Raw genomic sequence first — 18,099 nt, 5'->3', positions numbered from 1 at the left:
GCACGAAGATAACATTTTTTAACAATTACTAAGTCAAAAATTCTCCTAATATCCGCATTGAATGTTATTTTTTTATTATTAGAAAGAAACCCGAAAGTTCTTACCGTTTATTTTAAACAAAACAATCATAGAAACGTGTGATACATATAGTTTGAATGAATATAATTTTCCTACAGAGATCATTTTTAAAATGAAAAAAAATATAATTATTCTGATCAATTTAACTAACAAGTATCAATTTTCTCATTCTTATGCCACCTATTTTAAAATCTAATTTGCTGATTTTTAAAGATGCTTTTAGAACTTTTTTCCTTATTTTTGTGAAATGAGTCAAAAATGGATTTACAAGCCTGAACCCGATGAGGAAGTTGTTGACAGACTAAGTTCGTCACTTGGTTTTGGTACTTTTGAATCTAAAATCCTCGTTCTAAGGGGAATTGACAATTATCAAAAGGCCAGAGAATTCTTCAAACCCAACCTTAACGATATACACAATCCGTTTTTAATGGCAGACATGCAAAAGGCTGTAGAGCGTATTGCCACCGCCATTGAAAATGGAGAAAAAATATTGGTATATGGTGACTATGATGTGGACGGAACCACAGCTGTTGCTTTGATGTACCTTTATCTCAGCAAAATTGTTGAGAAAAAATATCTGGATTATTATATTCCGGATAGAAATTCTGAAGGATATGGAATTTCCACCGAAGGAATTGATTTCGCCAAAGAAAATGGTTTTTCGTTAATCATTGCTCTGGACTGTGGAATCAAAGCCCTTGATATGATCAACTATGCCCGTAATCTGGACATCGATTTTATTATCTGTGACCATCACCTTCCGGGTGAAGAGATTCCTAATGCTGCGGCTGTACTTGATCCTAAAAGAAGTGACTGCAGATATCCTTTCAAGGAATTGTCAGGATGTGGCGTTGGTTTTAAACTTTGTCAGGGACTTAATACCATTTATAAATTACCGGAAGCAGAATTATTTGAGCTGACAGATCTTCTGGCAATCTCCATTGCTGCAGATATTGTTTCGATGACAGGAGAAAACAGGGTTCTGGCTAAAATGGGATTAAAAACCCTCAGAAAGACCAGAAATCTTGGTTTAAGATTATTGATTCCTGAGGATAAGCTTTCTCATTTTGAAATTTCCAATATTGTTTTTGAAATCGCTCCTAAAATTAATGCTGCCGGAAGAATTTCCCATGGTAAAGCAGCTGTAGAGCTTATGGTTTCTGATAATCTGAAACATGCCAATCAGATTGTGAATGATATCATGAACCTTAATGATGAAAGGCGTGAGCTGGATATGAACTCTACTCTTTCTGCCCTGAATCAGATCATAGAATCCCAGCAGGAAACCAAGCATACTACTATTGTTTATCATCCGGAATGGAATAAAGGAGTGATTGGTATTGTAGCGTCAAGACTTATTGAAACGTATTATAAACCTACACTTGTTTTTACTGATGGTAATAACGGGGAAATGGTAGCTTCCGCAAGATCTGTTTCTGATTTTGACGTACACGAAGCTCTTGATATGTGTTCTGAATATTTCCTTAAATTCGGGGGACACCATGCTGCGGCCGGACTTTCGATGGAGAAGGATAAATTTGATGCTTTCAAGGAAAAATTTGAAAGAATTGTTTCGGAAAAAATCAAAGATCATCAGAAAGAACCTTCTATTACGATTGATACAGAGATTAAAGTAGATGAAATCAACAGAGAGTTTATCAATTTCCACCGAAAACTGGCTCCATTTGGACCGCATAATATGAAACCTATTTTTACACTAACGGATCAGAAACTTTCCGGCTATGTAAAAACAATGGGAAAAGATAATAATCATCTGAAGTTTTATATCAAACAGGAATCTACAGGACGAAATATTGAATGTGTCGGGTTCAAGCTGGGACAGTTTGTTGACGATTTTAAAAATAAAAACTTTGATCTTGCTTTTACCCTGGAAGAAAATCACTGGAAAGGCAATGTCACTCATTATCTTAATATCAAGGATGTAAAATTCAGGGATTAATTACTAGTATCTATAATCTGCTACCTGAACAAATGAAAAAAATCGGTTTATTTTTCGGATCATTCAATCCTATTCATATCGGGCATCTTATTCTGGCTAATTATATTCTGGAAAATTCTGATATGGATGAACTTTGGTTTGTAGTAAGTCCTCAAAATCCTTTTAAAGACAAAAAATCTTTACTCAATGACCATAACAGGCTTGATATGGTACAACTTGCGGTAAAGAACTATCCAAATATGAGAGCTTCCAATGTGGAATTTTCTCTTCCGAAACCAAGCTACACTATTGATACGCTAACTTATCTTCATGAAAAATATCCTGATTATTCTTTCAGTCTGATCATGGGAGAAGATAATCTGAAAAGCCTTCACAAATGGAAAAATGCTGATATCCTGATCAAAAATCATCATATTATTGTTTACCCAAGAGTATTTGAAGGTGAGAAAAAAGATTCCGAATATTTACAGCATGAAAATATCTCTCTGGTAAAAGCACCCATAATAGAGCTTTCAGCTACAGAAATCCGTAATATGATAAAGGATGGTAAAAATGTAAGACCTATGCTGCCACCAGAAGTTTTTGAATATTTGGATGGTAGTAGTTTTTATAAGTAATTTTGCATAGTGGAAATGAGAGGCTAAAATTAAAAGCAAGAGAAAGACTCTTACCTTTTATCTCTCACCTCATAATTTAAGAAATGGACTTCATCGAAAAAATATTCTCAAAATATTCTCAGGAAAAAATCATCAGATGGTTTAAGCAAATTTGTCTTGCGGAGGCCATTTCATGTCTTTTGTTGTATGGTGTTGCGATGATCTGGATCCGGTATGATGAAAATTTATACTCTATCATCTTCATCAGTGTTATTGGTAGTTTACATGGCTTATTTTTTACCCTTTACCTTTTACTCTGCCTTCCTGCCAGAAAAATTTATAATTGGGATGATGAAGATTTTGTTTTTGCCCTATTATCTGCGTTCTTCCCCTTTGCAACGGTTTGGGTAGATAAAAAACTCGCCCGATTCGACAGAGAATAAACAATATAATGAAAGGACCTTTTCGGTCCTTTTTTATTTTTACAGTTATTACAACCCCGATTCACATATGTCTTTGTGTGAAGCATAACTCCGGAGCTAATGGGAATAAATTCCAGGTATTAATTAAAAATTTCTCATAATTTCTTTCATTGATGTAACATTTTGCATCATTTATTTGTCTTATTATACAGAAAGGTCAAGCAATCAATATTTTAATGTAAATTTTTATTAATTGATAATCAATTGATTATAATGATTTAAAAATATTTTTAAGTACTTTGTATTGCATAATACTAAATTTATTATATATCTTTGTAATGTTAAATAACAAACCATACAAGCTATTAATTAAAAAAGAATAATCATGAAGACTCAAATTCTTATTGTAGCACTATTTTTCGGTGGACTTATCACTGCCCAGCAGAAAAAAGATAGTTTGAAAGTCAATGCTATTGATGCAGTGAATCTCAAGAAGCAGGTTTTCAAAAAGCAGGGTGACCGTTTGGTATACGATGTAGCTTCTTCATCTATCGCTAAAGGAACCAACACCTTTAATCTTTTGAAACAAACACCGATGATTTCCAGCATAGACGGAAAAACGCTGAAGATTTTGGGAAAAAATGATGCAGTCATTTATATCAACAATAAAAAAACCAATATGGATTCTGAGGCATTGATTGAAATGCTGAAGTCCACACCTTCTGAGGATATCCAGAAAATAGAAGTCATCACAGTTCCCGGAAGTGAATTTCAGGTTGAATCCAAAGAAGGAGTCATCAATATTGTCATGAAAAAAAGCAAAAACAACGGCTATAACGGAACGTTGAAAATGCAGAACGAGCAGGCTTATTACAATAATCCTAATGCGGGAGCTTCTTTTAATTTCAGACAGGGAAAATGGTCCGGTAATTCTAATTTCAGAACGGGAAGCTGGACAGACAGACAAAGATATACGCTATCCAACGGTGATCCTACTTTCAGAAATGAGTCTTTTGGGTTTAATGATGATCCTAACAAAAATTTTGGTGGAGGATTCAATGTTGATTATGAAATCAATAAAAAACACAGTCTTGGATTTTCCTACAACATGAGATACAATAAAAGTTTCAATTCTGTACTGGATATTACCAACTGGCAAAACGGAGTATTAAATAACAGAACTGTCAACAACGAGGATGCACAAACAAGAAATCATTCTTTCAATTTGAATTATGAGATGAAAACAGATTCTCTGGGAAGTAAACTTACATCCAACATTTCTTACTTATGGTTCAACAGGGATAAAGTAAGTTTCAATGAAAGTTTTCCTTTAACGAATGATACAATCAACAAATATTCAGCATTACATCAGGCAGTACCCCAAATCATCAACAACTACGCTGCCAATATTGATTATCTGAAAAAAACGGCTAAAGGAGCAACATGGTTAATGGGAATCAGTTATAACCACACCAATACAGATAACGACACCAAACAGGATAAATTAATAAAGGGAGAATTTATTATCGATCCCAACCAGACCAATCACTTCATTTATAAAGAAAATATACTTGGGATTTATCTGAATTATGAAAGAAAATTAACGGAGAAGATATCCGGAAAAATAGGAGCCCGTTACGAAATGACCAGAAGTACAGGCGATATTGTGGATAAAACAGGATTTGAAAGAAATTACAACAACCTTCTGCCTTATCTGAATTTAAATTACGCCATCAATTCCGATCATAATCTGAGCTATACTTTCTCCAGCAGAATCAGAAGACCCAGATTCTGGGAACTGAATCCTTCAAGAACCTACTTTACTCCAACCAATTATACGCAGAACAATCCATTTATACTCGCTTCCAAATACTATAATCAGGAAATCAATTATATGTACAAAAATGCATTCTATGCCAATCTTAGTTTTAATATGGTGGAGGATGCAGCAGCCTCAGACCTGATTCCATTGCAAGGAACTGTAACAGCTCCTAAAAAAGATTCTGAGGGGAAAATCATAAAGGACATCAAAGGAAATCCGATTATGGAAACTACCAGATTCTTAAGATATATCAGAACCAATTATGGAAAAAACAGGGAGATTGCTCTAACTCTTGGAATGAACAAATCCTGGTTTAAAGATATATGGACAACCAACTATTCTGTCACTTTAGGTTATGTTACCTACAAAGGCGGAGTATTTGAAGACCCAACTTCTATGCCCGTTCCGGGAGAAACTGAAGTAGTAGATCCTTACATCATTGATGTCAAAAACTACAATATGTCTGCAACCCTCAATAATATCATCAGACTTTCTTCTAAAAAAGACTGGTTCCTGGGAGTGAATTACTTCTTTGCCAGCCAGACTGCAATGGAAGGAGGAATGATAGGTGCAAGACAAAGCTTCGATCTCAGTCTGAAAAAAATCGCTGGAGACTGGACGATTGTAGCGGAAGTGAGTGACTTATTCAATCAAAGCTTCTACAGTATTAAAGGAGTACAGCCTAACGGAAAATATAATAATATCACCAACTTCAATTATCCAAGGTTAATGAGCATCGGAGTTACTTATAATTTCGGGAATCAGAAACTTAAAAAAGCAAGGGAAATGAAATCAGCTAACGATGCTGTGAAATCCAGAACCTAATTTATAAAACTTATACACTAAATCCACTCTTAAATAAAAACAACATGAAACGTATAATTTTGTCAATGGCCATTGTATTCAGTACTTGTGCATTTGCGCAGGAAAAGAAAGCTGATACGGCAAAAACAAAAAACATAGAAGGAGTTACCATCACAAAACAGGTTTTCAAAAAGCAAAGTGATCGTTTTGTATATGATGTAGCAGCATCTCCTGTTGCAAAGGGAAATACCACTTTTGATCTTTTGAAGCAGACCCCATTATTATCTTCAACGGATGATAAAGCATTGAAAATAGCAGGGAAAAATAATGCCCTGATCTATATCAACGGAAGAAAAAGCAATATGGACGCTGAATCTTTAGTTCAGTTTCTGAAAAATACTCCGGCAGAAAATATCCAGAAAATTGAAGTGATTACCGTTCCGGGAAGTGAGTATCAGGTAGAATCATCTGATGGAATCATCAATATCGTTTTAAAGAAAAAAATGAGTGATGGTCTCAATGGAAATATGAGAATGTCTAACACTACCAATAAATATAACGGGAGTCAGGCGAGTTTCTCGGCTAACTACAGAAAAAATAAACTGGGAGTAAGTGCCAGTCTTAGCGGGGGTGAAAATATCGAACCACAGACCTATACTTTAAGAAATGGTACTGCCAAAACTTCTAGTGAATCCGTAGGAGATGTTGATGATCCGAATAAAAACATCGGTGGTTATCTAAATATTGATTATCAACTGAGTGATAAAAGCAATCTCGCATTATCATGGAATACATGGGCCAATAAAAGTTATAATTCAACGGTAGATTTATTTAATACCATAAAAAAAACTAATACGGAATATACGTGGTCTAAAAACCGGGAGGATTCAAGATCTTATAACAATTCTGTGAATTTAAATTATGAATTAAAAACAGATTCATTGGGAAGTAAACTGAATGTAAATGCAGCCTACCTCAACTACAGAAGATTCCAGTCCACAGATAACCAGACCTTTGCTTCGGATATCAACAGAAAAGTAGGAAAAATAAAAACACAGGTATTCCAGGATCTTCCTCAGATTATTAATAATTTCTCCGGAATGGTAGATTATAATCAAAAGTTTAAAAATGATCTGACTGTATCTATAGGCGGAAATTATAATAAGACTAAGACAGATAACGATTCTAAAAACATAACATATTCTTTTAATCCTGTAAAAGCTCCGGATTCAAGACCCAACCATTTTATCTATGATGAAAACATCTACGGAATTTATCTTACCGTTGAGAAAAAGATTTCCGACAAACTTTCCGGAAAAATAGGTGCCCGATATGAGATCACCAACAGTCTTGGAACTTCTGACAACGCTCCCACAGAAGCTCTTAGAAGAATTGAAAGAAATTATAAAAACCTTCTTCCCTATCTAAGTCTGAATTATGCAATTAATGATAAAAACAATATCTCTTATTCCTTCTCCAGCAGAATGAGAAGACCTAGTTTCTGGGAACTTAATCCGGTAAGGAACATTCTTACAGATGATAATTATACTCAGAATGACCCGTTCGTAAAGGCATCTTCTACCTATAATCAGGAGCTTACTTATATGTTCAAAAATTCCTATTTCCTGATTTTAAACCATTCTTACATTCAGGATGTAATTACGCAGGTACCACTTCAGGGATATCCGGTATCACCGGCTGGAAAGGAAGGCGAAAACCCGGCATTAAGATATATCAGAACCAATTTTGGGAATAAACAGGAAATGTCCGCAATGGTAGGTATTCAAAAGTCATTTTTCAAGCAATACTGGACAACCAATTTCAATATCGGTGTACAGCATAATATTAACAATGGAAGCCTTGATACTGATCCTACAACAGGAGACAGATTCAAAGATGAAAAAGGGCCCAGTGGAAAATTTATTACATACACCAATAAAACCAATTCTACCAGTCTTTTGATCCAAACCAACAACACCGTTCGTCTTGATAAAAAGAAAACATGGTTCTTCGGACTTAATTACTTCTTCGTAGATAAGCAACAGATTGAGCTTGGTTCATTGAAAAACCTGATGAGTTTAGATCTTAGCCTTAAGAAAATGTGGAACGACTGGACGTTTGCAGTAAATGTAAATGATGTATTGAATACCAACATCGTTAAAATTGAAGACTTTCAGGAAAACGGAAATTATAATTATGTCCACCAAAACCGCTACAACAGAAGTTTAATCGTAAGTCTTACCTATAATTTCGGAAATCAGAAAATCAAAAAGGTAAGAGATATCGAGGGTGCTTCGGATGCTATTAAAAGCAGAACCAGGTAAAGAATTATCTTTCTTCATATTCAATTATTCTTACGATATCCGCTGATTCTTTTCAGCGGATTTTTTTATATTTAATAGCTATGAAAAAACACATACGAGTTATTTTAATTTGCCTTAGCCTCCTTTTTCTGTGGACGGCTTGCAAAGAAAAAAAGATAAATCTGGGAAAAGATATCCACTTTGATAAGGAGGAAAATATTCACTATGGAAACAATCCAGAGCAGGTTATGGATCTTTATATTCCATCTACACGAACAAACAAAGAAAAGGATGTTTTTATTATAATTCATGGTGGAGGCTGGAGGGTTGGAGATAAATCGCAGCTTACCTTTTTCACACTCTCTATGATGCAGAAATTTCCTGATCATATTTTTGTCAATATGAATTACAGACTGACATCAGAAACTCATTATGGCTTACCCAATCAGATAAATGATATTAAATATGTTTCCGCCTTCCTAGAAAAAAAGCTTGGGTACAGTCCCAATTTGATATTATTGGGAAACAGTGCCGGAGCCCATTTATCCATGCTGTATGCTTATAAATTGGATACAGATAAAAAAGTAAAAGCTGTAATTAATATTGTCGGTCCTGCAGACCTTTCAGATCCGGGTTTTAAAAACTATCAGGAATATTCCTTTGTGGAAAGAAGACTTGTAGATCCTCGTGTAGTGGATTCTGAAACTTCCAGAATAGATTTCGCAAGCCCCGTGAAATGGATCAATGAAAACTCTCCTCCTACTTTATCTTACTATGGAAATTCGGATCGTGTTATCCCGTCTTCACAAGAGAAAATCTTAGATTCTGTTTTAAATAAAAAACATATCTTCCATGAGTCTTATTCATTCAATGGCGGACATCTGGACTGGGATAAACACCCAAATGATCAATTTCTTATCAATAAAATAGAAACATTTCTCAAGAAAACAGACAAAAAATAACACGTCCTGATTTTTCAAAACGTGTCATTTTTTATATTTTACTTTGATCTATTCTGATTTTACAACAGTCGTTCTTTCAGAAACGCCATTCGCATTAAAAGCTTCAATCTGGAAATAGTATGCATCTGTTCTGTCTGCCCCTGTAAAGAAATACTCATTCTTTCCGTAGACCATAATACTTCCATACAATTTATCGGGAGTCTTTCCAAAATAGATTACATAGCCATCCGCTTCAGGGTTTTGCTGCCATTTCATCCAGATACTTCTTCTTTCACCATATTTCTTTGGATCAGCTCTCAGAGGAACAAACCCTTCCACTTTAGCAGGCTGTTTTCCTGCTCCTTTTCCAAACACTCTGAAGCCGCTTAATGCAAATTTTCCTGTTGGCATTTTCAGATTTTCCATTTTAAGGAAACGGGCTTTTGCAGGTTGTTCAAGTTCTACATAATCGTGAGGAACATCTTTAGTGTTTTTGCTTTTATCCACAATCACACTCCATTTTTTCCCGTCATTGGAACCATAGATTTTATACTGATGCATTTTCCCAAAGGTTTTCCCCATAAACTCGGCATCCTGATCTGCATAATTGATCTGAATGGCATTGATGGTAGAAACTTCTCCCAGATCTGTCTGAAACCATTCTCCGGAATTTCCGGTTTTGGCACTCCAGTACGTTTTGATATCTTCATCTACAGCATAGTTGGGCTGATACCCTCCCAAAGTAGATGAAACCTGAACCGGTTTATTATAATTCAACAGCATCCATCCGGCAAAAAGACCTTTCGTAAAATCTTTGCCCTGTGCATATTGCGGAAGGTAAGTAGGATAATCGCCATATGCCGTATTACAGTACATCACATCATCTTTATCAAAGCCGGCCGGCCATATTCCCAGCCTTCTTTCAAAATTATTTTTAGTAGAAATAAAAATTGTGGAAACGTGCCACCAGTTCTTGTAATTGTCCTCAAACGTAGCTCCATGGCCTGCTCCTCTGGCAAAACCTCCCGGTTTATAAGAGAATGGATTATGTTGTTGATACTCGAACCCTTCCAAAGGACTTTTGCTCACATACACTCCATCCGAGTATCCACTGAATTCTGTTGCCGGAGCGCCATACTGCATATAATATTTTCCGTTGTGTTTTGTCATCCATGCCCCTTCTACAAAAGGCTGAAGAAAAACGTTGTCATTGTATTCTCCGAAGCGTTCCCAGCCGTGATCTTCAGGTTTTAGTTTAATAATGGGCTTAACGAAACCTTCAGACTGAAGATTTTTTACTTTCATCTCTGTTCCCAGCAATGGCCATTCATTACTTGAACCCCAGTACAGATAGAGTTTATTTTTATCTTCATCATAATGAAACGCCGGATCCCAAGCTCCCACTTTTAAAGTATCCACTGCAATTTTCCAATCATCCTTGGTGGGGTTTGTACTTTTCCAGATCGGAAAATCCTGTTCCCAGGTAGAACCATATACATATAGAGTGTCTTTCATTGCCCATACCGCAGGAGCATTAAGATCATGGATGTATTTATTATCTCTTAAAAACTTCCTTTTCACAAACTTCCAGTCCAGCATATCATCACTGTACCAGTATCCTTCCTGGTTGGTAGAAAAAAGAAACAGTTTATTTTTAAAATTAACAATCACCGGATCTGCTGTGGCACGATGTTTCCCTTGTTTTGAAAAAACTTCAAACGGAGTATACCCATAATCAATATTGATGGGATTGCAGAATGTTTTCTGCTGAGCACCTACAATCATTCCTAGAAAAATTGCCAGTGACAGAAAATATTGTCTCATTTTTAGATTTTAAAGATTAAGACAAAGTTAGGCAACTTTTTTGGGTTTTCTCCAAATAAAGCCATCCAGAAGATAATGGGTAAGCTGTGGAACAACTAACAACGGAACAAGGAACTGTAATAATTTTTCTGAAATAATCACATTCAAGGAAAAATGTTCATTCCATACCAGAGTTTCCCACAAAAATTCTTCCATGAAAGCAAAGCTTAAAAGAACTCCTATAAACAAAAAGATTCCTGAAAAAGATTTAAAAATCTGCATCCTGTTCAGCTGATGATTTTCTTTTTGTTGTATTTCCCGGATGTAGATCAATGCGATATAGGGAATTCCGTGAGAAATCACATTCAGAAAAGTAAACAAAAGATCATTGTTAAAATAGACAATCCCAAAATACCAGGAAAGAAAAGTTCCGGTGATCAGTGCTGTTTTCGGAATGTTAATATTCTTTGTTTTAAAAGCTTCAATTACAGTTTTAATAATCCAGATGATCAGAATGGCAAAATAGATGATTGTAATGAACGGAATATAATCCGGAAGATTTTGAAGCCAGTCAAATTCGTTATCGACAAACCACGTAAAGGCACGAGGAGTTTTAAACCAGTACAACATCGGATAAATGGTAGCAGAATAAACAGCCACCTCATCTATTCTTTTACTCCAGTTATTCGGTTCAAAGCGGGCGTAAATTCTCATAAAACCATATTGCTGGCGTATAAAATGAAAAACGGCTACCAATGCCAGTACCGACCAGAATGTAAGACTTCCAAATTGAAAAAGGATAATCCCTAAAATCCAGCTTACCGCAGGAATTCCGAGATAAAGCCATTTATTTTTCTGTATTTCTCCCTTTACGAAATACGTTTTGAACAGCGTAGAATATACGTGAGCTACATCCACAAAAACGATCAGAAAAAGCCATGTGTAAAAGGAATAATGATTTTCCAGCCCCTGAATCTGTTTCTGAAAAAGAAAAATAACAAGCAATACAAGGAAAGGTGGTGATAGAATAAACCACCAGTCTGTTTTTACGTTATGTATCCACGGCTGTTTCATTGTATCATTGTATCATTTGTCCTGCAGTCCGGATTCCCTGATAAAAGGCTTCTTCAAAAATGGATATTCCGGAAAGATCAGAGTGGGCAAAGAAAATTTTCACTTCTATGGACTCTTTCGCTTTTTGAGTTTCTTCACCAAAAATCTGATTGGGAACCGGAGCAATCATTGCATGTCCTATTTTATGAAACTGCATTTCCAGAATGAAATCTTCTATCAATGGATGGGCTTTCTTCAAATCATCCAAAACTAAAGTTTTAAGTTCAGATTCTTTCATGGCATACAGCTTTTTCCTCGCTTTTTTGCAATCTGCAGTTGAAAAACTCTTATAGTGGGTAATTACTTTTTCACCTATAATCTGGTTCAGATTCTGATGCTGGTCAAAAATATACCCCAATCCGGAAGTCCCGTAGATCACATTATCCCAGGCCAGCTCTTCATCTCCTCCAAATTCATTCTTTAACGTAATCGTTGTTAAAAGCCACGGCACATAATGGAATGATGATGCTCTTTTTTGATTAAAAATTCTTTCATTCACAAATTGCGGGGTTGCAAACAGTACTTTATCTGCAATGATCTTTTTAGTTTTCTTTTGAGCATTATCAAAACTCAATACTTCAACTCTATCATTGATTTTCACATCAAAAACTAAGTTTTCTGGCATGTGTTTTCCCTCTGTATATTTTGAAAAATGGTTTGCCAGTCTTGCATTTCCTTCCGGCCATGTGAATACCTGATCTTTATATTTCGTGCTCCAGTTGTTTTTTCTTCCGGCAAAATAATGAATGCCTGCCCATGCTGAAACGTAGTCTATTCCTAATCCGAAATCGTCTCTGCAGGAATAATCCAGCAGCCAGAGAAGTTCTTCCGAATAGAAGTTATTTTCTTTGAGCCAGTCTTTAAAAATGATTTTTTCAAGCTTTACAACCTCATCGTCTTTGCTGGAATCATGTACCGGAATGGCAAACCAATATTTTCCCTCCGTGTCTTTCTTTGTACGAAATTCATCCATCAGCTTAAAAAAGCGGACAAGCTCTTGCTGGATCTGTGCGGAAATTCCTCTTTGCGGAACAATATCGTTCTGCCAGGCATTTTTATAAAACAGTCTTTCCTGTTGTGGAAAAGTCATTTGGTATTCATCAAGGATGGGTTCTCCGTTTTCTTCTGTTCCTAAGCAGATTTCACATTCTTTCAGGAAGTCGATGATTTCTGTATTCTCTTTGTTCGGTAACGGTAAATAATGAGCGCCTAAAGGAAATTTTGAAAATGAATTCTGTCCGTTGGAAGAATTTCCTCCCAGATGGTTTTCCATTTCAAGGAGAAGATAATCCTGTTCATTATTCTGGTTAAAAAATCTACATGCAGAAAGTCCGGAAATCCCACCACCCACGATAAGATATTTTGTGTGGATAACTTCTGAAAACTGTGGAAAATTTTTTGCCCATAACTTGTGACCAAGAACATGGTTTGTCCCGGTAATTTTCAACAGCAAAACTTTTACTTTCTTTCCGCAATACTGCAAAAAGGGAAGCATAAGGCTACCTAAAAATATAGTTGTAAGAAAATCCTTTCTACTGTACTTTCCCCCACTCTTCATCGAAATAACGGACTAATATCTGGTTGTCCAGACGGTTAACTTCTACATCTTTCACTTTCATATCTTTATTAAAATAAGACATCTGTGAAAAGTTATAATCATAGTATTTTAAGCCGGGAAGCTTTCTGTAAACTCTGTTGTTGACGGGCTCAAATGAAGCCATCGAAAATCCCCATTCTCCAAAAGACGGAACATAGGTATGATACGCTGCTGTGAAAGGAAAAATCTGATTGATTGTTTTCTCAATACACCAGAAAGATTTCGGAGCAAAATATGGAGATGTGGTCTGAACCACAATTTTCGTATCAAGCGTTGTCAGCTTCTCCAGTTCTTTATAAAACTGCAGGGAATAGAGTTTTCCTAAGCTATAATTGGACGGATCAGGAAAGTCTATGATGATAACGTCAAATTTCTTTTTACTGTCTTTTACCCATATGTAAGCGTCTTTATTGATGATTTTTACTTTTGGATTGGAAAAAGAATTCTGGTTCAGCCTGCGCATGGTTTCATTGGTCTTGAAAAACTGAGTCATTTCACCATCAAGATCCACCAGGGTTACTTTTTTAACGTCTTTGTATTTCAATACTTCTCTGGCTGCGAAGCCGTCACCTCCTCCCAAAATCAGGACATTATCAATGTTTTTTGCCATCGACATAGCAGGATGTACTAAAGCTTCATGGTAACGGTATTCATCCGTTGAAGAAAACTGTAAGTTATTATTTAAATATAAACGGAATTCGTGCGTATTCCTCGTTAAAACGATTCTTTGATAAGGTGAACTTTTAGTATAAACCACATTTTCGCCATATAGTTTTTCTTCAGAATAAGACAGAATCGTATCTGAAAAAAAGAAAAGTCCCAGCAAGAATGCAAATGCCACGATAGATTTTACTTTGAGGGAAAGGGGTTTTGATAATTCCTTTGTAAGATAATAGCACAGGAATATCGCAATAGAGATATTGATCAATCCAAAAAACAAAGGTGTCTTTACAATTCCTAATTTCGGAATCAAAACCAATGGAAAAAGAATCGATGCCAATAAAGCTCCGATATAATCGAACGCAAAGACGTTTGAAACTAAATCTTTAAACTGAACTCTGTCTTTCAAAATGTTCATCAAAAGCGGAATTTCTACTCCGACGAGACATCCCGTGAAAAAGACGAAAAGGTATAAAACGCTTTCAAAGTGTGCGAGTGTATTAAATAAAATAAACAGCACTACAGAGCTGATTCCCCCTACGATTCCCACCAGGATTTCGATCTCAATGAATTTATCAATAAGATTTCCTTTGATGAATTTCGCAAGATAGGAACCTACTCCCATTGAAAAGAGATACACTCCGATAATGAAAGAAAACTGCTTTACAGAGTCTCCTAAAAGATAGCTCGCCAGGGCTCCTGCCACCAGCTCATAAATCAATCCACATGTAGCAATGACGAATACTGAAAACAATAAAAGCAGCTCAAGAGGAATCCTCTTCTTATCCATGAATTGCCGCGCTTATAATCATTGAAATTCCGATGATAAATGCTCCGAAAACAATAGCCAGTGCTATATTTTTATTCTGAGCGATCTCATGCCATGTTTTTTCCGGGGTAAGCTTTTCAATAACGAAATAGCACACCAGCAGAATAGCGATTCCTAAAAATGAGTAAAGAACCGAGTTTAGTATGGGTAAGAAATTGATGTTGTCCATAGTTTTTATATTTTTATTTGTGATAGTATCTGTAGAATCCTACTCTGGAATGACTTCTTGTAGTTCCGTCGCGGTATGTTTCTGTTTTGGCACAATCGCAGACCTGATTTCCCTGATAGGTAAGGTATACAAACCAGGTCATGAAAAACCCTCCGATCAAGCAGAGTATCCAGTTTTGTCTTATGTAATTGGTAATATTAGTTATCATTTGCAGGATAAGGGGTGTTTGAACTATTCTTCCATTTATTCACATTAAAGAAATGTTTTCCTATCCACATGGCGACAAAGAGCGCAATCATTATGAATAAAATGAATCCGAAGTTCCAGAATGAAACAGGAAGCCAGGTCGCTTTAAGCTGTACATAGGTATTGTTTGAAATAGGATCTGTAGTGAGTCTTAACCCTTCTGTATTGATAAGAGAATCTATTTTTGAAGTTCCAAAGGAAGCTTTCACCAGTTTACCTAATTCTGTTGTATCTTTTTCTAAAGTCTTTCCGTCTATGAAAGTGATAGGTTGCCCTTTATAGATATCGGTTACCTCTACTGTTCCTGATTTATCCCTGGAGATTAATATCCTTGAATCCAGTGACTGAAGACCGGAAAATGCAGGTAATAAAGATCCTTCCTTTTCTGCTGAAATAAGAAAGTGATATTGTCCCGAGCTTACTCCACAAAGGTTAAATTCTTCAGACTGACTTCCTTCTGACCAACTTTCTCCATCTTCGTACCCATGATATTGTTCGATATCTTTTGAGGTATAGACAATTTCGTTAGTCTTTTCATTCACAAGACTCAACTGAACATTAGCCCAGGAATTATCAACACCTGAAAATGCATTCACTTTTAATGGTGCAGAACCTCCTGAAAGAGTAAAACTTTTGCTGACCATTTCTTTGTCTTTTACATCAGCAAAATTGATGGTCTCCGCAAAAACAGTTTCGTTAGTTCGTGAGATATACACGTAGAGCTGAAGCAGACATATCATTAATGCGCCCACGCAAAAAATGTTCACCGCCTGTTTCATATCAAAATAATAAGGCTGGACAATTCCGACTCCTGTATAATACGGCATGTGAGCTATTTTAAAAGCTCTTTTAACATCATGTTTTGAAATGTGAACTCCATAAAAATACTGGCTTTTCTTAGCGTTCTTTTCCTGAGAGATCATACGGGTTCCGTTGACATATTCCTTGTAGGTCGCAACGCTGAAATCAATGTGTTCATCAAAAAAGCCGGCAGCAGCATAAATAGTGCATGGAGTATTTTCGTACCAGCGATAAGTTCGCCCGGCATAGGTAGGTAATTTAGAATCTTTGCCTTTAAAATCATCAGGATGCATAGAGATCAGGAAAACCCAATGTCCATCACTCTCACTCAGGAAAGCATCATTTCCTTTGCTGTCTTTTAAAGAATACTCCCGCCAGAAAATACTGTTTCCGTATTTTTTGACAGTAATTGCAACGACTGTATACTCTACTCCATCAATATTTCCTTTCTGTCCTACATCCAAGACAACATTTTCTGTAGGTACTTTCAAATGTTTAATCTTTTTATTTCCTGCTACATCAATGAGGTGAGAGCAGGTTTTACAAACATATTCCTCGATAGGAAAATTAAGATCTAATGTATTTTCTGATTCGCATGCTGGGCAGACATAGTGCATTTTATCTGTAAATTTTGTGTTTCTGAATGGTATTAGCTTTAAAATACTGAACTACTTCATCTGCAATCTGCTCTACTTTTTTGGTATTGTCCTGCGTATAATTACAAAGGAAAACATCAAAAGTAAGCTGTTTAAATTCCGGCCACGTGTGGATACAAAGGTGAGACTCTTTCAGGATTACTGCAGAAGTAAAACTCTCATTTTCAAAAATATGATTGGTTACTCCTACAATTTCTACATCTTTAGTTTTCAGAATATCTTCTGTAAACGTCAGAAAACCTTTGCTGTCTAATAACAAATCTTCTGACTCTGTTTCCAAAGTCAGAAGAATATGTAAACCTTTACTTGATAATGGGTTCAATTAATTTTTTTGGTAAATATATTATTTTTTTGGAAGAAAAACCTCAGCAAGCATACATCTTGCGCTTCCTCCACCATTTACTTCAATAGTATTCAGGTCTGAATAGATAATTTCGCAGTATTTTTCAATAGCAGCTACCTGTTCTGAAGATAAAGACTGATAGGCTGTCTGGCTCATCACCAGGAACTTCTCGCCTTCTTTGTTTTGAACCTGAAGCATATTTCCTGCAAACTGCTGCATCTGCTCTTCAGAAATTTCGATGATTTCTTTTCCTGAGCCTTTAATCGTTTCCACTACTTTTTCTCTTTCCAGCTCATCATCGATACAGTCAAGGCAGATTACCACAAATCGGTCTGCTACACACATCATTACATTGGTATGATAGATAGGAAGTCTTTCTGTTCCTACAGTCTGGAAAGAATGGAAAACAACGGGAGCAAATCCGTATTTGGTACAGAATTCTCTGAACAGTTTTTCATCCAGTCTCAAAGAAACAGAACCATATGCAATTTTATTATCATGATCGAAAATCATGCTTCCTGTTCCTTCCAGGAAATGTCCCTGAGTTTCAGAAAAAGACCAGTCATCCACCTCAACTACTTCAAATCCCTGCTCCTGGATACTTTCAATAATATCTTCTCTTCTTTCCACTCTTCTGTTGGAGGCGAACATCGGATATAAAACCACCTTCCCATCTTTATGGAAGCTTACCCAGTTGTTTGGGAATATAGAATCTGGAGTATGGGGATCTAATGTATCTTTTATGGTGATCACATTGATTCCTTTTTCTCTTAGTTTTCCAACAAAGGTGTTGAACTCAGCCAACGCTTTTGACTGGATATCAGAACCGGTCTGCTCAACCTGGAAATAATTATTTTTTGCTGTCTCAGCGTTGTAACCGAATGCAATCGGTTCTATCATTAATACGGTATCTGTTGTCTGCATTTTTTATAAGTTTGAGGGTATTAGCGTATAAG

General features: G+C 36.0%; 15 protein-coding genes. 6 read left to right on the top strand and 9 right to left on the bottom strand.

The window, feature by feature from the left end:
- Positions 1–325: 325 nt before the first annotated feature.
- The 6 genes from recJ to A1704_RS12150 all read left to right on the top strand — a co-directional run bounded on the left by recJ (position 326) and on the right by A1704_RS12150 (position 8,947).
- On the top strand, positions 326–2,038 hold the full coding sequence (gene recJ / locus A1704_RS12175; RefSeq protein WP_062673673.1) for a single-stranded-DNA-specific exonuclease RecJ: 1,713 nt from the start codon (positions 326–328) through the stop codon (positions 2,036–2,038).
- A 32-nt stretch (positions 2,039–2,070) separates the two neighbouring features.
- Positions 2,071–2,655 (top strand): nicotinate (nicotinamide) nucleotide adenylyltransferase, encoded by a 585-nt coding sequence (gene nadD / locus A1704_RS12170; RefSeq protein WP_062673671.1) that lies wholly within the window; start codon positions 2,071–2,073, stop codon positions 2,653–2,655.
- A gap of 83 nt (positions 2,656–2,738) precedes the next feature.
- Positions 2,739–3,077: a DUF3817 domain-containing protein gene (locus A1704_RS12165; RefSeq protein ID WP_062673669.1), complete on the top strand. Its 339-nt coding sequence runs from the start codon at positions 2,739–2,741 to the stop codon at positions 3,075–3,077.
- Positions 3,078–3,441: 364 nt separating this feature from the next.
- Positions 3,442–5,703 (top strand): outer membrane beta-barrel family protein, encoded by a 2,262-nt coding sequence (locus A1704_RS12160; protein WP_062673667.1) that lies wholly within the window; start codon positions 3,442–3,444, stop codon positions 5,701–5,703.
- A 44-nt stretch (positions 5,704–5,747) separates the two neighbouring features.
- On the top strand, positions 5,748–8,006 hold the full coding sequence (locus A1704_RS12155) for a TonB-dependent receptor domain-containing protein (RefSeq protein ID WP_062673665.1): 2,259 nt from the start codon (positions 5,748–5,750) through the stop codon (positions 8,004–8,006).
- An 80-nt stretch (positions 8,007–8,086) separates the two neighbouring features.
- Complete coding sequence (locus A1704_RS12150; protein WP_062673662.1) at positions 8,087–8,947, top strand: alpha/beta hydrolase; 861 nt, start codon at positions 8,087–8,089, stop codon at positions 8,945–8,947.
- Positions 8,948–8,995: 48 nt separating this feature from the next.
- Here A1704_RS12150 and A1704_RS12145 read toward each other — a convergent pair whose 3' ends face one another.
- Genes A1704_RS12145 through ctlX form a run of 9 tightly spaced genes read right to left on the bottom strand, consistent with a single transcriptional unit; the run spans position 8,996 to position 18,067 of the window.
- Positions 8,996–10,750, bottom strand: coding sequence for a discoidin domain-containing protein (locus tag A1704_RS12145; RefSeq protein WP_062673661.1), 1,755 nt, complete (start codon positions 10,748–10,750; stop codon positions 8,996–8,998).
- Between the two features lie 27 nt (positions 10,751–10,777).
- A complete protein-coding gene (locus A1704_RS12140) occupies positions 10,778–11,803 on the bottom strand; it encodes a hypothetical protein (RefSeq protein ID WP_062673659.1) in 1,026 nt (341 codons plus the stop codon).
- A 4-nt stretch (positions 11,804–11,807) separates the two neighbouring features.
- Positions 11,808–13,337 carry a flavin monoamine oxidase family protein gene (locus A1704_RS12135; RefSeq protein WP_238590611.1) on the bottom strand — a complete coding sequence of 510 codons (1,530 nt, stop codon included), beginning with the start codon at positions 13,335–13,337 and terminating at the stop codon, positions 11,808–11,810.
- A 37-nt stretch (positions 13,338–13,374) separates the two neighbouring features.
- On the bottom strand, positions 13,375–14,889 hold the full coding sequence (locus tag A1704_RS12130; protein ID WP_062673655.1) for a polyamine aminopropyltransferase: 1,515 nt from the start codon (positions 14,887–14,889) through the stop codon (positions 13,375–13,377).
- Positions 14,882–15,097 carry a DUF350 domain-containing protein gene (locus tag A1704_RS12125; protein ID WP_062673653.1) on the bottom strand — a complete coding sequence of 72 codons (216 nt, stop codon included), beginning with the start codon at positions 15,095–15,097 and terminating at the stop codon, positions 14,882–14,884. Before A1704_RS12125 ends, A1704_RS12130 begins: the two co-directional genes overlap by 8 nt.
- Positions 15,098–15,110: 13 nt before the next feature.
- Positions 15,111–15,305 carry a hypothetical protein gene (locus tag A1704_RS12120; RefSeq protein WP_062673651.1) on the bottom strand — a complete coding sequence of 65 codons (195 nt, stop codon included), beginning with the start codon at positions 15,303–15,305 and terminating at the stop codon, positions 15,111–15,113.
- Positions 15,295–16,761 (bottom strand): DUF4178 domain-containing protein, encoded by a 1,467-nt coding sequence (locus A1704_RS12115; protein ID WP_062673649.1) that lies wholly within the window; start codon positions 16,759–16,761, stop codon positions 15,295–15,297. Before A1704_RS12115 ends, A1704_RS12120 begins: the two co-directional genes overlap by 11 nt.
- 1 nt (position 16,762) lies before the next feature.
- Positions 16,763–17,122, bottom strand: a complete 360-nt coding sequence (locus A1704_RS12110) for an S-adenosylmethionine decarboxylase family protein (protein WP_062673647.1) — start codon at positions 17,120–17,122, stop codon at positions 16,763–16,765.
- Between the two features lie 21 nt (positions 17,123–17,143).
- Entirely contained in the window at positions 17,144–18,067 is a 924-nt protein-coding gene (gene ctlX, locus A1704_RS12105; protein WP_062673645.1) for a citrulline utilization hydrolase CtlX, read from the bottom strand.
- Positions 18,068–18,099 lie beyond the last annotated feature (32 nt).

The sequence above is a fragment of the Chryseobacterium cucumeris genome (assembly GCF_001593385.1).
Lineage (GTDB): Bacteria > Bacteroidota > Bacteroidia > Flavobacteriales > Weeksellaceae > Chryseobacterium > Chryseobacterium cucumeris.
Note: the sequence above shows the minus strand (reverse complement) of the source record. Positions and strands in the feature narration are given on the sequence as shown.

Coding starts and splice junctions, on each gene's coding strand:
- recJ (WP_062673673.1), top strand. CDS start 326: ATGAGTCAAAAATGGATTTACAAGCCTGAACCCGATGAGGAAGTTGTT.
- nadD (WP_062673671.1), top strand. CDS start 2,071: ATGAAAAAAATCGGTTTATTTTTCGGATCATTCAATCCTATTCATATC.
- A1704_RS12165 (WP_062673669.1), top strand. CDS start 2,739: ATGGACTTCATCGAAAAAATATTCTCAAAATATTCTCAGGAAAAAATC.
- A1704_RS12160 (WP_062673667.1), top strand. CDS start 3,442: ATGAAGACTCAAATTCTTATTGTAGCACTATTTTTCGGTGGACTTATC.
- A1704_RS12155 (WP_062673665.1), top strand. CDS start 5,748: ATGAAACGTATAATTTTGTCAATGGCCATTGTATTCAGTACTTGTGCA.
- A1704_RS12150 (WP_062673662.1), top strand. CDS start 8,087: ATGAAAAAACACATACGAGTTATTTTAATTTGCCTTAGCCTCCTTTTT.
- A1704_RS12145 (WP_062673661.1), bottom strand. CDS start 10,750: ATGAGACAATATTTTCTGTCACTGGCAATTTTTCTAGGAATGATTGTA.
- A1704_RS12140 (WP_062673659.1), bottom strand. CDS start 11,803: ATGAAACAGCCGTGGATACATAACGTAAAAACAGACTGGTGGTTTATT.
- A1704_RS12135 (WP_238590611.1), bottom strand. CDS start 13,337: ATGCTTCCCTTTTTGCAGTATTGCGGAAAGAAAGTAAAAGTTTTGCTG.
- A1704_RS12130 (WP_062673655.1), bottom strand. CDS start 14,889: ATGGATAAGAAGAGGATTCCTCTTGAGCTGCTTTTATTGTTTTCAGTA.
- A1704_RS12125 (WP_062673653.1), bottom strand. CDS start 15,097: ATGGACAACATCAATTTCTTACCCATACTAAACTCGGTTCTTTACTCA.
- A1704_RS12120 (WP_062673651.1), bottom strand. CDS start 15,305: ATGATAACTAATATTACCAATTACATAAGACAAAACTGGATACTCTGC.
- A1704_RS12115 (WP_062673649.1), bottom strand. CDS start 16,761: ATGCACTATGTCTGCCCAGCATGCGAATCAGAAAATACATTAGATCTT.
- ctlX (WP_062673645.1), bottom strand. CDS start 18,067: ATGCAGACAACAGATACCGTATTAATGATAGAACCGATTGCATTCGGT.